11 protein-coding genes are annotated in these 13,881 nt (G+C 48.8%); 2 read left to right on the top strand and 9 right to left on the bottom strand.

What is annotated here, in order from left to right; genetic code table 11:
• The first annotated feature begins 100 nt into the window (after positions 1-100).
• Complete coding sequence (locus PQQ36_RS04115) at positions 101-1,669, top strand: ATP-binding cassette domain-containing protein (RefSeq protein ID WP_225470381.1); 1,569 nt, start codon at positions 101-103, stop codon at positions 1,667-1,669.
• A 36-nt stretch (positions 1,670-1,705) separates the two neighbouring features.
• Here the strand turns inward: PQQ36_RS04115 and PQQ36_RS04110 are convergent, their stop codons facing one another.
• The 8 genes from PQQ36_RS04110 to PQQ36_RS04080 form a co-directional block, all read right to left on the bottom strand.
• The gene (locus tag PQQ36_RS04110) at positions 1,706-2,920 is read right to left on the bottom strand and encodes an aromatic amino acid transporter (protein WP_040111019.1); all 1,215 of its coding nucleotides are present in this window, start codon (positions 2,918-2,920) and stop codon (positions 1,706-1,708) included.
• 97 nt (positions 2,921-3,017) lie between these two features.
• Positions 3,018-4,439, bottom strand: a complete 1,422-nt coding sequence (gene tnaA, locus PQQ36_RS04105) for a tryptophanase (protein WP_011081771.1) — start codon at positions 4,437-4,439, stop codon at positions 3,018-3,020.
• 250 nt (positions 4,440-4,689) lie between these two features.
• Positions 4,690-4,761, bottom strand: coding sequence for a tryptophanase leader peptide (tnaC, locus tag PQQ36_RS22765; protein WP_123776204.1), 72 nt, complete (start codon positions 4,759-4,761; stop codon positions 4,690-4,692).
• 219 nt (positions 4,762-4,980) lie between these two features.
• Positions 4,981-5,547, bottom strand: coding sequence for a copper-resistant cuproprotein CopI (gene copI / locus PQQ36_RS04100; RefSeq protein ID WP_172665186.1), 567 nt, complete (start codon positions 5,545-5,547; stop codon positions 4,981-4,983).
• Positions 5,548-5,641: 94 nt separating this feature from the next.
• The gene (locus tag PQQ36_RS04095) at positions 5,642-8,770 is read right to left on the bottom strand and encodes an efflux RND transporter permease subunit (RefSeq protein WP_130247260.1); all 3,129 of its coding nucleotides are present in this window, start codon (positions 8,768-8,770) and stop codon (positions 5,642-5,644) included.
• Positions 8,770-10,473 carry an efflux RND transporter periplasmic adaptor subunit gene (locus tag PQQ36_RS04090; protein ID WP_263226583.1) on the bottom strand — a complete coding sequence of 568 codons (1,704 nt, stop codon included), beginning with the start codon at positions 10,471-10,473 and terminating at the stop codon, positions 8,770-8,772. Before PQQ36_RS04090 ends, PQQ36_RS04095 begins: the two co-directional genes overlap by 1 nt.
• 19 nt (positions 10,474-10,492) lie before the next feature.
• Entirely contained in the window at positions 10,493-11,860 is a 1,368-nt protein-coding gene (locus PQQ36_RS04085; RefSeq protein ID WP_101957576.1) for a TolC family protein, read from the bottom strand.
• Positions 11,861-11,950: 90 nt separating this feature from the next.
• Positions 11,951-12,388: a hypothetical protein gene (locus tag PQQ36_RS04080; protein ID WP_185892797.1), complete on the bottom strand. Its 438-nt coding sequence runs from the start codon at positions 12,386-12,388 to the stop codon at positions 11,951-11,953.
• Positions 12,389-12,601: 213 nt separating this feature from the next.
• On the opposite strand from PQQ36_RS04080, the gene PQQ36_RS04075 reads away from it, so the two are divergent.
• On the top strand, positions 12,602-13,363 hold the full coding sequence (locus PQQ36_RS04075) for an MBL fold metallo-hydrolase (RefSeq protein WP_185892799.1): 762 nt from the start codon (positions 12,602-12,604) through the stop codon (positions 13,361-13,363).
• 49 nt (positions 13,364-13,412) lie between these two features.
• Here PQQ36_RS04075 and PQQ36_RS04070 read toward each other — a convergent pair whose 3' ends face one another.
• Positions 13,413-13,841, bottom strand: coding sequence for an ATP-dependent zinc protease family protein (locus tag PQQ36_RS04070; protein WP_011081764.1), 429 nt, complete (start codon positions 13,839-13,841; stop codon positions 13,413-13,415).
• Positions 13,842-13,881 lie beyond the last annotated feature (40 nt).

The raw sequence follows: 13,881 nt of genomic DNA, 5'->3' as shown, positions 1-13,881 counted from the left end.
TTCGATTTTCGTGTAGGTGCCTTTGAGGCATAACATGAGAGGACATTCGTAATTATGCTTACTGACTTCTTACCTTTCTTTGAATCGTAAGGGGGTCTCTATGCCCGTTATTCAGGCTCAGCAACTGAGCTATCAATTAAACAGCGGTGAATGGTTATTTCACCATCTTGATTTTCAACTTGCCGAGGGACGAACGGCATTGGTGGGCCGAAATGGTGTGGGTAAGTCTGTTCTGCTGCAATTGCTGGTGGGGCAAAGAGCGCCCACGTCAGGGCACGTGGTTGCTCATGGACGAATTGGCTACTACTCGCAACAAGCATCCGATCAAAAGCCACAAGGCTCTATTGCACAATACTTTGGTGTCAGTCAAAAACTGAATGCCCTCAAGCAAATAGAAAAGGGCAGTGTGGATCCACGTCATTTTGAACAGCTGGAAGAAGATTGGCAGATTGAGCACACCACGCAAGCTTTGCTTGATGAGCTCAGGATCACGCAACCACTTGATGCCAGTTGCCAGCAACTTAGCGGTGGACAGCTTGCGATGCTTACTTTAAAGCGCTTGTTTTTGGGGGACAATGAGGTGTTGATCCTCGATGAGCCGAGCAACCATCTCGACCACATTGGTAAACAATGGTTGATTGAGCAAATTAGGCACGAGTCGCGGCCAATCTTGTTGGTGAGCCATGACCGCGCTTTGTTGATGGCGGTTGATCGAGTAGTGCGTTTGACGTCAGAAGGGTTGCACTGGTTTGATGGTCACTATGCACAATATCAGCAGCAATGGCAGGCGCAGCAAGAGGCGGTGACTCGCAAGCTCAATCACCTTCAACGTGAACAAAAAGCGATACAACGCGAGATACAAAAGAGCAAAGAGAAAGCGCAGAAGCGAGAAAGCCAAGGTAAGAAAAAGCGTGCGTCTGGTAGCCAACCCAAAATATTGACAGACGGCATGAAAAACAGCGCTGAAAATAGCCGTGCGAGTGCCAACATCAAGGTGCAAAATCAACTTAAGCGAAATCAGCATCTGCAACACAATTTAAAGCAGAAGTTGGTGCTAGAAGAAGAGCCAAAGTTGTACTTGTCTGAAACGCATGAGCACAAAAAGAGGACGTTGCTGAATGTGACGGATTATCGAACGCAAGGGCTCACGCACACACCTCTCTCGTTTCAGCTCAAACAAGGAGAGCGTTGCCGTTTGTTTGGTGCCAATGGCGTGGGGAAAAGTCGGCTACTGAAAGCGCTGACAGGTCTTCACGAGGAATACAGTGGTGAGATTTGCCGTTATGCGCCTGTGGTTTATCTTGACCAACACTACCAAATCATCAACCTTCAGCTCTCTTTGCTGGAAAATCTCACCCACTTTTGCTCAGGGATAACCACCAATGAGGCTCGTCTGCTGCTAGCAGGGATCGGTTTTCGTCGAGATAGCGTTGATCGGCAAGCGGCACATCTAAGCGGCGGTGAGAAAATGAAATTGGCGATGTTGATGGCAAGCCATGTACCCAACCAGCCTCTGCTACTGTTGGATGAACCGGACAATCATCTCGATTTGGAATCCAAACAGGCATTGGCTCACGCGCTGGCCCACTACCAAGGCGCACTCATTTTGGTGAGTCACGACGATCATTTTGTCGCTGAGGCGCAAATTACGCGGAGTTGGCATTTGTAACAAAAAGCCAGCCACCTGAGGTGGCTGGTGTTATCTTTACCCAGTAAATGTGGGCAGCATGTTGGCCATGGCCAGCATATGGAAGATGGCGGTTAACACACCAAAACCCAGTACCAGAACGAGGACTGACATGCCTCCTGGTACCACAAAGCCTTGATAGCCATTCTCCATCGAACGAGATTTGTAGGCGAGCAGTACTGGGATAATACAAGCCCAGACGGTGGCCGCTGCGCCAGCATAACCAATGGCAATAATGAAGCCAAACGGGAACAGTAGCGATAAGATCAACGGTGGAAGAAACGTCACCAGCCAAGTTTTGCTTCTGCCACGTTTGCAGTTGCCAAACTTAAACAGATCAGCCAAGAAATCAAACACCCCTAATCCAACGCCAATGAAAGAGGAGAGAATCGCCGCCATCGAGAATGCGTTGATCGCTTGCGAGACCTTCTCTGATTCAATCACCGAACCCAGTGCTTTGAGCAACACATCGACATTGCCACCTTGTTCGATTACCGAGCCAAACTCTGAGCGAGGTAAGTTGCCGAAGATGCTCAGTAACCATAAGAAATAGAGGCTCAGCGCAATAATCGTTCCGCCAAGAATGGCGTATTTGGCTTTTCGTTCTTCGCCGTAATAAGAGCGCATAGAAGAGACGGAATGGTGATAACCAAAAGAGGTTAGAGCAACGGGAAGCATCGCCATTGCGTAGGGCGCGTAATCGGCATTCTCATTGATGGTATCGAATAAAACGGAGGTTTTGACGTTGATCGCTAACCCTGAAACGCCAAAGATAAAACTGAGAACCATAAAGACAATGAGAATGACCGAGATACGGTCAACCGCGCGTGTTGAATGCCAAACAAAGGCCGAAAATACCGCAACGAACAAGATAGAGGCCACTTTACTGTCTATTTGCAGAACATCTTGCAAGATAAGACCAGAAGAAGTGATGTAAGCGTACAGCAAAATGCCACCCACAAAGTAAACCATCAAATTGTTGAACCAGTTTACTTTGTTGCCGAGCATATCTTTGGTGACAGTATTGAAGGAGACCCGCAGTTCGTAGTGTTTAAACGCTTCGAGCAGTAGCCAACCAGATAGCGTCATGACGACCATGGTAAGAGTGAGAGCCAATAGAGACCAGAGCGTCCACGCGCCAGCCCCTGCACTGGGGAGGCCGAGCATTCCAGCGCCGACACAGACGCTGGCAATAATGCACGCTCCCCCAATTAACGAGGGTTGCTTTGACATGATAATAATCCTTGAGTTTCACGTTATTGTTTAATTTATCGTTATCTTTTTTTGGCCAAAAAAACGCAGCCACTGTAGGGCTGCATTTTGGCGAGTGTTATGCGTCGATTTCCTTCAGTCGCGCGGTAAAGTGACGAAGGACCTGCGGCTCATAGGTGAACTCGAGTCCTTTGACGTTTGCCGCATTGGCTTTGACTTTACCAAATGCTTCGATGATGAAATCCATGTGCGTTTGAGTATACGTGGCGCGTGGAATGGTTAAGCGCAGTAACTCTGCAGGACACGGGTGCTGCTTGCCTGTCGCGGGATCGCGCCCGAGTAGCAGCGAGCCGATTTCGACCGCGCGGATACCTGCGACTTTATAAAGCTCGCACGCTAAAGCATGGGCAGGGAACTGATCGGCAGGAATATGAGGAAGCAGTTTACCCGCATCAACAAAGGCCGCGTGCCCACCAGCTTGCTGGCAAACCACACCAATGCTTTCGAGGCCATTGACCAAATATTCCACCTGGTTAATTCGGTAGGCTAGCCAGTCTTGGCGCATACCATCGTATAGACCCACCGCTAAGCGCTCCATCGCACCGCCTTCTAAGCCACCATAAGTGGGGAAGCCTTCTTGAACCACACACAAGGTGCGGCATTCAGTATAAACATCAAGGAAGCTTTCATCTTTGAAGCAAAGCAGACCGCCCATTTGTACCATGGCGTCTTTCTTCGCTGACATGGCCAAACCATCAGCGTATTTGTAGCTTTCGCGGGTGATTTCCTCGATGCTCCAGTTTTGATAATCCTTTTCGCGTTGCTGAATGAAATAGGCGTTTTCGGCAAAACGGGCAGAGTCCATGATCACTGGGATATCGTAACGTTTAGCAATCTCGTACACCGCTTTTAAGTTGGCAAGTGACACCGGTTGGCCGCCAGCAGAGTTACAGGTAATGGTGCTGACGATGTATGGCACATTGGCTGGGCCCGCTTCGAGAATCGCCTCTTCCAGCTTTTCTAAATCAAAATTGCCTTTAAAGTCGGCTTTCACGCCAGTATCAAAGGCTTCTTCGGTGTAGACGTTTTTCGCCACACAGCAGTTAATTTGCGTGTGACCTTGGGTGGTATCGAAGAAGTAGTTTGACAAGGCGACCATCTTAGAGCGATCCAATCCCTTTTCGATTTCACGTTTTTTGATCAACACAGGAATGTAGATTTGCTCTGCACCACGGCCTTGGTGTGTCGGAATGGTGAATTCGTAACCAAAAATGTCTTTTACGGCGTTGGCCAATGCATGATAACTGCGGCTGCCACTGTACGCTTCATCACCACGGAACATCGCCGCTTGCATATCTTGAGTGATGGCCCCTGTGCCACTGTCGGTCAGCAAGTCGATAAAGACATCTTCACTATCCAGTAGGAAAGGGTTCATGCCCGCTTTTAAAATTGCTTCTTCGCGATACTCGCGAGTGGTGCGTTTTACTGGCTCAATAACGCGAATACGAAAGGGTTCTGGAAGATGCTTAAAATTATCCATAATAGTTTCCTGAAATTTTAAATATACTTATTACCTCAAGAATAGTTTGTTAATTCTCGAGTGTTTTAAATTGATTGAAAATACCAGTGTATAAACGCGAAATATCATATTAAGCGCCAGACTAATAACTGGTAAGAACAAGTAGAGAAATTAAAATTCAATGACTAGAAAGTGTACTAATAAACTAGTATGCGAGTTTTATTGCATTAAGTAATATCTAATGTATTGAAAATTAATTTAATTGTAGGAATTAAGCAGGAAAGAAGAACGCGATTTTATAATCGAGTGTAAACCAGAGACTAGAAGTGTTGTGTGTGGTCATAATATTCACCTAATTGAAATGAACCATTTCAGACTCATAGTCATTATGTATGAAAAAATTCCCCCGTCATTATTATGATTATAAAAGTGAGAGTTCTTAGACAAAAAATAATTTCACAACAATAAGTTTTTGTTTTTTATATAGGCAATAGGTAGCAGAAATATTCTGCTACCTACAACCCAGTCGTTTTTGCAGACGATGGTGATGAAATCGTGATGATTACAGTTCGACTTTTTTCACCATACCCGCTTCGGCGTGACCAGGGATGTTACAGGCAAACTCGACTTTGTTATCGCCATGGAAATGCCACAACAGCTGTTTGGCTTTGCCTGGTTGAACCGTCACAGTGCTGCCGCTGTCATGTGCATGGCTACCCATTTGTTTCATCATTTCACGGTGTTTTAGCTGCTCAGCCGCGGAGCCAATCGAAAACTCATGGTCAATTTTGCCTGTGTTCATGACAACGAACTGCACCACGTCGTTTGGCTCAATTGTGACTTCTTTTTTAAAGGTGATTTTCATGTCATCGCTCAACATCACGTGCACCACTTTATCAGGCTTCGCCCCTTTTGCTGGCATGCCAACGTCAGACATGCCTTCCATACCCATCATTGATGAGTGATCCATTTTCATGCTGCCTTCTTTCATGTTGCCGTGATCCATTTTGCTGTGGTCCACTTTTCCATGATCCATCTTAGAATGGTCCATCTTGGAGTGATCCATGGTGTTGGCCAATACTGCGGTGGCAGAGAAAGTCAGTGCGGCTGCAATCAGTGTTTTTGTCATCTTGTTCATGGTTTTTTCCTTTTTAAGTCGTGTTCTTTTGTTTTCTGTTGTTGATTGTTTTGTTAAGAGGGCAGTCAGTACTGCCCCTGATTTTCTATTCGGTTTTAGTCAGTTCTTTGCTTTTCCATAACTTGAATATGGCAGGGAGAACCAATAGCGTGAGCAGAAGTGCTGAAGCCATGCCGCCAATCATCGGGGCTGCGATGCGTTGCATCACCTCAGAGCCCGTACCTTCACCGTACATGATTGGGATAAGGCCAATAATCACCGTTAGCACTGTCATCATGACAGGGCGTACACGTAAGCCAGCGCCTTCGCGGATCGCATCGGTGAGATCTTGTGCAACGAGCGACAGTTTGTTCTCTTCAGCGTGAAGCTTTTTGTAATGCCACGCTTGGTTGAGGTAGACGAGCATGATGACGCCGATTTCCACCGCCACCCCAGCCAGTGCGATAAAGCCAACCCCTACCGCAATGGAGAAGTTGTAACCGAGGTAATGCATCAGCCACAGTCCGCCCACCATCGCCAGAGGGAGTGTCGCCATGATGATCAGTACTTCGCCAACGCGACGGAAGCTGAAGTACAACAGCAGTATGATGATGGCCAGCGTAATTGGCACCACGACACTGAGTCGTTCTTTGGCGCGTTCCATATATTCATACTGACCAGACCAAGCGAGTGAATAGCCAGCGGGAAGTTCAAGCTGTTCTGCCACCACGTTTTGCGCTTCTTGTACGTAAGAACCCAAATCGCGACCATCAATATCGACAAACACCCAGCCGTTTGGACGCGCGTTTTCGGTTTTGATCATCGGTGGGCCATCTTCATAGCGAATGTCTGCCACATCGGCGAGTGCAATGCGTGCTCCGTTGGGCGTTACCAGAGGTAGGTTTTGCAGTTTGACCACGGAATCACGGTAGTCTTGCGGATAACGCACATTGATGGGGTAACGTTCCAGACCTTCAATGGTTTCTCCCACGTTCATGCCGCCAACCGCGGTAGAAATCACTTGTTGGACATCTTTAATGCTCAAACCGTAACGTGCTGCCGCTTTACGTTTGATGTCGATGGTGACATAACGTCCACCCGCAACACGCTCAGCGTAAACCGACGCGGTGCCTTGCACGCCTTTGAGGATCGGTTCGAGTTGTGAGCCGATCTGCTCGATTACCTTCAAATCAGGACCGGCGATCTTAATTCCGATCGGTGTTTTGATGCCTGTGGCAAGCATGTCGATACGGGTTTTGATGGGCATTACCCATGCGTTGGTTAAGCCCGGGAACTGAACAAGGTTATCAAACTCCTTGCGAAGTGATTCTGTCGTTACGCCTTCACGCCATTGGTCGCGCGGTTTGAGCTGGATAACCGTCTCGATCATCGTCAGTGGCGCGGGATCGGTTGCGGTATCGGCACGGCCAATTTTGCCCCACACCGTTTCCACTTCCGGTACGGTTTTGATCAGCTTGTTGGTTTGTTGCAAGAGCTCACGCGCTTTACCGATGGAAATGCCCGGATAGGTGGTTGGCATGTACATCAAGTCGCCTTCATCCAATGGCGGGATAAATTCACTGCCTAATTTACTGGTTGGATAGTAAGCCGAGGCCATCAGTCCCAACGCCAGTACAATCATCGATTTCGGGTATTTCAGACTTAAACTCAGTAGTGGGCGATAGAGCGAAACCAACCCTTTGTTGACTGGGTTTTTGTGTTCAGGCAGTACGTTACCACGAATAAAGTACCCCATGAGCACGGGTACAAGTGTAATCGCTAGACCCGCTGCCGCCGCCATTGCGTAGGTTTTGGTGAAGGCAAGTGGCGAGAACATTTTGCCTTCTTGACCTTCAAGAGCGAACACGGGCACAAAGCTTAACGTAATGATAAGCAGTGAGAAGAACAGCGGTGCACCTACTTCTTCGGCTGCTTTGCCAATCACTTGCCAACGGTTTTTGTCGGTGAGTGGTGTCCGTTCGATGTGCTTGTGCACGTTTTCGATCATTACGATCGCCCCGTCCACCATGGCTCCAATCGCAATCGCGATGCCACCGAGAGACATGATATTGGCGTTAATCCCTTGCCAGTGCATGACAATAAAGGCAGAGAGAATACCAACAGGCAAGCTAAGCGCGATGACCAGTGACGAGCGGATGTGGAACAAGAACAGCGCACAGACCACGGCCACCACAATGAACTCTTCGGCGAGTTTTTTCCAAAGATTCTCAACCGCCGCATTGATCAGGGTCGAGCGATCGTAAGTCGACACGATTTCCACGCCTTCTGGTAGGCTGCGTTGCAGGTCTGCCAGTTTTGCTTTGACGTTGTCGATCACTTGGCTGGCGTTCTCACCAAAACGCATCACGATCACGCCACCCACGGCTTCCCCTTCACCATTAAATTCAGAGATGCCGCGGCGCATTTGTGGGCCAATGTTGATATCGGCAATGTCGCCGAGGAGCAGTGGTGTACCCTTGTCGGTCACTTTAAGCGGTAGAGACTGAATATCCTCAACGCTGCTGAGATAGCCCGTGGTGCGCACCATGTGCTCGGCTTCTGCCACCTCAATCACGGAGGCGCCCGTTTCTTGGTTGCCGTTTTGAATCGCCATGTTGACTTGCTGCAACGTTAAGTTGTAAGCACGCAATTTCGCAGGATCGATCTGCACTTGGTATTGTTTGACCATGCCGCCAACGGTGGCGACTTCCGACACCCCTTCAACAGTTTGCAGCTCATACTTTAGGAACCAGTCTTGTAGGCTTCGTAGCTGAGCTAAATCATGCTTACCTGTTTTGTCTTGCAGCACGTAGCTGTAGATCCAGCCCACACCCGTCGCATCGGGGCCGAGTGTCGGCTTGGCATTGGGTGGCAATTTTGGCGCCACTTGGCTTAAATACTCCAAAACGCGAGAGCGCGCCCAATACATGTCGGTCTTATCATTGAAGATGATGTAGACGTATGAATCACCAAAAAACGAGTAACCGCGCACCGTTTCTGCCCCCGGCACCGCTAACATGGCGGTGGTGAGTGGGTAGGTCACTTGATCTTCCACGACCTGCGGCGCTTGACCTGGGTAACTGGTTTTGATGATCACCTGCACATCAGAGAGATCGGGAAGCGCATCGACGGGCGTGTTTTTAACGCTGTACAGCCCGCCGAGGGTAAGAAATAGCGTGGCTATCAACACCAGAAAACGGTTGTTGAGAGACCAACGAATGATCGCTGCTATCATTATTGACCTCCCATCGCTTCAAGCTGTTTCAACTGGTAGTCAGAGCCTTCTTTGGCGACTAGAAAGCGCACTTTTTGCCCCTCCTCAAAGCCCGACAAGTTGATTTCGTCACCCACAGAGAAGTTGATTTCGCCTGCTTGCCAGTTCCACTCTGTCACGGGAAGGTGACTCAGCGTGACCATGCCAAAATCTGCCATCAACATGGAGATATCCCCACTGAGCCAAACTTCAGACGCAATGACGCTGTTGTCTGCCTTGATAGCGACGATTTGATATTGGCCGTCGTCGGTTTTTTGCATTTCGAATTCGATGGCTTGTCCTTTTTGTAGCGCACTTAGGTCTACACCTTGCGCGGCGTTGAAGTTCATCGTCATGCCGGGCCAGTTCCACTCTGGTACAGGCTGGTGGTTAATGGTTAACATGCCGTGATCGGCCATAAGATCGGTGATTTCGCCTTTTGCCCACGCGGTTTCTGCTGGCGCTTCAACACCATTAATACGAGAGAGGTCGGCGCTTTGGCTCGATTCTGAATCAAGCATAAAGTGTGCAGAGGTGACAATGCGATCCCCCTGGTTTAGGCCTTGGAGCACTTCCACTTTGTCATCGGCTTCTCGGCCGGTTTCGATGCGTGCTGAGCGGTATTTGCCTTCACCTTCCGCCAAAACCACACGCGTCATACCACCTGAGCGGATCACCGAAGATTTTGGTACGGTGAGCACTTCGGAGTCGCTGACGGGCTGCAAGGTGATGTTGGCGAACATGTTTGGTTTGAGTTCACCATTTGGGTTGGCAAACTTAAGACGCATGCGTAATGTGCGTGTTTTCGGATCAAGAATTGGGTAAACGTAGTCGACCTCACCTTGCCAAGCTTTGCCGGGCAGTGCATCCAACGTCATGCTCGCTTGGCTACCATTAGTCAACCAGTGTGCTTGTCGCTCGAACACTTCCGCATCTACCCACACTTCATGGAGAGGGCCAGCACTGATGACCGCTTGTGCGGGTGATAAGTAGCCACCTTCGCGAATGTTGAGACTGGCGATAACGCCATTAGCGAGCGCTTTGATCTCGATGGTTTGTGATGCTTTACCACGTCGAATCACTTGGTTGATCTGTTCGCGGTCGACGCCCAAAGAAAGTAATCGCTCAGTCGCGCCTTTAACCAGCCCATCACGGCCAGTGCGTTTGGCATTGAGCAGCTCTTCTTGCGCTTTAACCAGTTCAGGAGAGTAAAGCGTAAAGAGGACATCGCCTTTTTTTACCTGTTCGCCCACTGCATTGATGTAGAGTTTTTCTACCCAGCCGGAAACACGGACGTTGGTTTGCCACAGCTTACTTTCGTCAAAGGCGATATAACCAACGGTTTCAATACGTGGAGATAGCTTGGCCAGTTCGACTGCGGCCGTTTTTACCCCTAGGTTGTTTTCAACTGAAGGGTCGATCTTCACCGTTCCGGGCTTGTCGTTTGCCCCAGCGAGATCGTCGGCATAGACGGGAATGAGATCCATCCCCATAGGTGACTTGCCGGGTTTATCGCGTTTGTAATTTGGGTCCATTGGCGCAACCCAATACAGCGGCTCATTACTTGCTTTGTTGTCGGTAGCAGCCATGGCACTCATGTCATGCCCATTGAAATATTGGTTAGCCGTAAAACCGAGTGCACTGCCAATCAGTAGGGCAACCGTTGCGATTTGTAGTGATTTCATTCTGTAATTCCTTGGCAAATTAGCGACGGTTCACGTCAATATCAGCGAGTTCGGGTTGGGCGACGGTATAGGTGAAGCCGCCAAGCAACATCGCAAGATTACTGTTCACTTGATTGAGGTCGGTGAGAAGGCGCTGCGACTCCAACTCCACTGCCAACTCATCTCTGGTAGCAGCGATCACGTCGTTAAATTGTGCAGTGCTGTTTTGGTAGCCCCGCTCAACGGCTTTGGTGCGCGCTTTGGCTTGTTCAAGTAAGGTATTTTGGTAGCGTTCAAGGCGCTGCTCGAGATTGCTTCTATCCACCAATAACGCGTTCACTTTGGCGTTCATCTGTGCCAGGAGGAGATCTTTTTGCGATTGAGCCGCACCCACCTGATATTGGGCCGCAGCGTGTGCTCGGTCTTGACGATTTCCGGTAAACAGTGGGATATCCATCGTGAGATACGCACTAACCAGATCGGAGGCGGGTTCCCCCTTCATATTGTTGGCTTGGCGGTAGGCATACATCACTTCGACACCAAATTGAGGGGTGTAAGATTGCTCGGCAAGCTCTACTTGCGTTTGGCTGACCGCAATATTGGCGTTGGCCATTTGCACCATCGGATGTTGGGCCAATTGGGCGAAGTGCTGAGTCGTGGATGACGCCGACAATAAACGCTCTAATGCATCCCAATTGAGCTGGTTACTCGCTTTGAGATCGCGTTGTTGATACAGCCATTCGCTGCCGAGCCATTCGGACATTTGTGACAGAATGCGGCGTTGCATCTGCTGGTTGGCTTGCAGCTTTTCTTCTAATTGGCTGACTTGCAACTGTGCATTGAGCAGGTCCTGGGCTTCACTCTTACCAATCGAATAGTTGGTGCTAATGAAACTTTCTAGCTCACGCATTAAGCGCTGATTTTCAAGCAGAACGCGCTCTGCTTGCTGTTGATAGCCGAGCTCCAGCCAGAGTTGGGTGATGCCGTTGGCCACTTCGCGCTCTCGCGCTGCCACTTGCAAAGCCATGCCATCTGCTTGTTGTGATGCCTTTTTACTTTGCAATTCAAGAGTAGAACCACGTTCAAATTGCTGCATTAGGCCGACAGAAATGTTGGTCATGGGGTCTTCGTCGAATTTAAAGCTATCGACAGGTAAACCACCAAAGCCCACTTTCAGTTTGGGATCCATCAAGGTAGAGGCTGCAACGCCGCTTTCTCGCATGGCTTGTGATTGGGCAAAAATCTGCTTGCGGCTGGCGTCATTCGCCAGAGCCTGTTCAATCAGCAGGGTTAAAGGATCGCTCTGTGAGAGCAACTGACCAGATGTGGCAGTGGAAGACTGCGCCATCACTGGAGTTGCAACCAGAGCGGAAACGCTGATACACAGCGCCAATAAGCTTGGTTTCATTTTTATAATCCAATCTGCACGTCAAAAAGCGACGTGAAAATACACACCACAGCTCGTTAGAGCTTGTGATACGACATATTGATGATCGGATTACGCTATTGGGGGGCGATAGAGAGATTGCTGTCTTTCAATAGACCAAGCGGTTGATTCACGAGGGATCAGCGCCATGTGATAAGAGACAGGTAAGGAGTGCGCAGTTTGAGGCAAAAACGCAAAGACACTGACACAAGCCGCAGTACAGCAATTGTGTATCGATGGGGCGTCTGTGGCGCAGTGGCTGTTTGGCGTCTTAGCCGCTTGATTACTTTCGGCTTGAGAGCTTGCCGATTGATGACTTCCGGAGTGCAACGCGTGGGGATCAACCACCTTCACGCTCATACCACAGTCGGATGTCATTGTGCTTTGAGACTGCACTGTGCTTAGCATCTGAAAAGTCATTAAAGGCGCGCTGGAGGCAAAACTTGAGCTCAACATGGCGAACATGCTGATAAAGGATATCCAGAATATGCGAAGAGAAGAGAAACGCATGTCGTGCCTTTAATGAAAAACTTAGCGCCACTCTAAAGCTTTACCCTAGGGTAAGGTCAAGCGTAGATTACTTAAAGTTTGATATCACAGGGTTTGTTACCCAGTGCAGACGTGTTACGGTTTTGCTGCTAACTTATTGGTCAGACCAGAGGCTTAAGGAAAGAGCCTTATCAGCGCTGTAAACAGGCGCGAATGCAACAAAAAGGATATTTTGTGCAATTACATACGATTAAAGGCTATATCCAAATCATGTATTTGGTGGAGTATGCGGACAAACTGCTGTTGCTTGACGGTGCAAGTCGAGCGGACATTCCCTATCTGCGTCGTTTCATTGAACAGGATCTAGGGCGTTCTTTTTGTGATTTGAAAGTGGTCGTGGTGACACACATGCATCCAGATCACGCGGGTGGCGCGCATCGATTACGTCAGTTGACGGGATGCCAAGTCGTGGCGGCAAATCGAGATCTCGATTGGTATCATGGTGTTGATGGCTGGTTGATGCATATGACAGACTTACTGTTGGCGGCGTGGATGGCAAATCGGTTAAAAAAACCATGGCGTAATCTATGGTATTCACGAGCGTTAAATCCGGATCATAAGCTCAATGATGGTGAATGCATTCCGGAGTTTTCTGATTGGGTGGTGCTTGAAACGCCCGGTCACACCGATCGAGATTTGTCGGTGTATCATGCAGAAAAGGGCATTCTGTATGTGGCGGACTTGATGGTTGAAGTGAAAAGAAAACTCATCGCGCCATTTCCCATTTTCCATCCCAACAAATATCGCGCTTCATTAGAACGAGTTTTTCACATGCAGCCGACAACCTTGCTGTTGGCGCATGGCGGAGAGCGTAAGTTTGATCTTGCCGCGTACCAACATATTTTAGACACCACCCCTCAGCGTCCAGTGACTCACTGGCGAGTGACAAAAATCAAGCTACGTGGTTTGTGGCGTTCCCTTTGGAAAAGGGGCTAATAAAAAACGGAGAGCCGAAGCTCTCCGTGGAATGAGATAACAAATCTCGTTAGTTGGCCAAAATGTGTGACTGGCTTGGGTCTACCAATACGCGATCAGCCATGCCTTGACGGCCCAACAACATCATGTAAGTCATGTCTTGGCGATTACTCAACGTGATATCAATTGGCCACTCTTGATCGGCTAAGCGCAGAGTGGTGGTGATCACGCAGCGGTGTTCAAAGGTACCGTTTGATGATTTGATTTTTCTGCTGCCTTTGAGAGGCGCCAAACAACGTACAATTTTCTCCAGATTGTAAACATCCGGGTGAAGATCAAACTCCACATATTGTTTGCCGTCTTTCTTTATGCAGATCAAATTATCTACGTGCAGAGAAGAAGTCTGCGCGCCAGTATCAATTCGTGTCTCTAGGTGAGTAATCCCTAACTCTGGTAAGCAGACAGCTTCAGTATTTCCGATGATCAGTTTCTGAGTCATAGTCATTATCCAAGCTTGCTTCGCAATTTTAAGAATAGTG

Origin of the sequence: Vibrio sp. CCUG 15886, from assembly GCF_028570825.1 — a bacterium.
GTDB lineage: Bacteria > Pseudomonadota > Gammaproteobacteria > Enterobacterales > Vibrionaceae > Vibrio > Vibrio vulnificus_B.
The sequence above is the reverse complement of the archived record's forward strand: the minus strand, read 5'-3'. Positions and strand labels throughout refer to the sequence as shown.

What these genes read in the sequence shown, in the direction of transcription:
- PQQ36_RS04115 (WP_225470381.1), top strand. Translation starts at nt 101, where the DNA reads ATGCCCGTTATTCAGGCTCAGCAACTGAGCTATCAATTAAACAGCGGT.
- PQQ36_RS04110 (WP_040111019.1), bottom strand. Translation starts at nt 2,920, where the DNA reads ATGTCAAAGCAACCCTCGTTAATTGGGGGAGCGTGCATTATTGCCAGC.
- tnaA (WP_011081771.1), bottom strand. Translation starts at nt 4,439, where the DNA reads ATGGATAATTTTAAGCATCTTCCAGAACCCTTTCGTATTCGCGTTATT.
- copI (WP_172665186.1), bottom strand. Translation starts at nt 5,547, where the DNA reads ATGACAAAAACACTGATTGCAGCCGCACTGACTTTCTCTGCCACCGCA.
- PQQ36_RS04095 (WP_130247260.1), bottom strand. Translation starts at nt 8,770, where the DNA reads ATGATAGCAGCGATCATTCGTTGGTCTCTCAACAACCGTTTTCTGGTG.
- PQQ36_RS04090 (WP_263226583.1), bottom strand. Translation starts at nt 10,473, where the DNA reads ATGAAATCACTACAAATCGCAACGGTTGCCCTACTGATTGGCAGTGCA.
- PQQ36_RS04085 (WP_101957576.1), bottom strand. Translation starts at nt 11,860, where the DNA reads ATGAAACCAAGCTTATTGGCGCTGTGTATCAGCGTTTCCGCTCTGGTT.
- PQQ36_RS04080 (WP_185892797.1), bottom strand. Translation starts at nt 12,388, where the DNA reads ATGCGTTTCTCTTCTCTTCGCATATTCTGGATATCCTTTATCAGCATG.
- PQQ36_RS04070 (WP_011081764.1), bottom strand. Translation starts at nt 13,841, where the DNA reads ATGACTCAGAAACTGATCATCGGAAATACTGAAGCTGTCTGCTTACCA.